The following is a 257-nucleotide window of genomic DNA, read 5'->3' as shown; positions in this document are numbered from 1 at the left end:
AATTCTCCCATCACAATTTTTACTCTGTCCGCTGTCCTCAGCCACAGATTTGAACGGACGATGGCTTCTTCGGATTGGAAGTATAGTAATAAGGTCCAATCGTGGTACAGATTTCAAGAAGCTTGAGGATTATGCGCTTGGATTGAATGAAATCAAGCATCAATCAGAGCCTTCTTTCACTTTTTCAAGCGCTTCTGAAGCATTTGATGCGATTACTGCACGGTTATCCCTGAAAACGCCTTGTCTCAGAATACACC

At 42.8% G+C, this 257-nt stretch carries 1 protein-coding gene; it reads right to left on the bottom strand.

All coding sequences use genetic code 11. The features are described from left to right. Nucleotides 1-110 (bottom strand): hypothetical protein (locus tag P6709_RS20640; protein WP_442905382.1); only part of this gene is annotated, 110 nt, incomplete at its 3' end. Nucleotides 111-257 lie beyond the last annotated feature (147 nt).

The organism is Jeotgalibacillus sp. ET6, assembly GCF_029667115.1.
Classification (GTDB): Bacteria; Bacillota; Bacilli; order Bacillales; family Jeotgalibacillaceae; genus Jeotgalibacillus.
The sequence above is the reverse complement of the archived record's forward strand: the minus strand, read 5'-3'. Positions and strand labels throughout refer to the sequence as shown.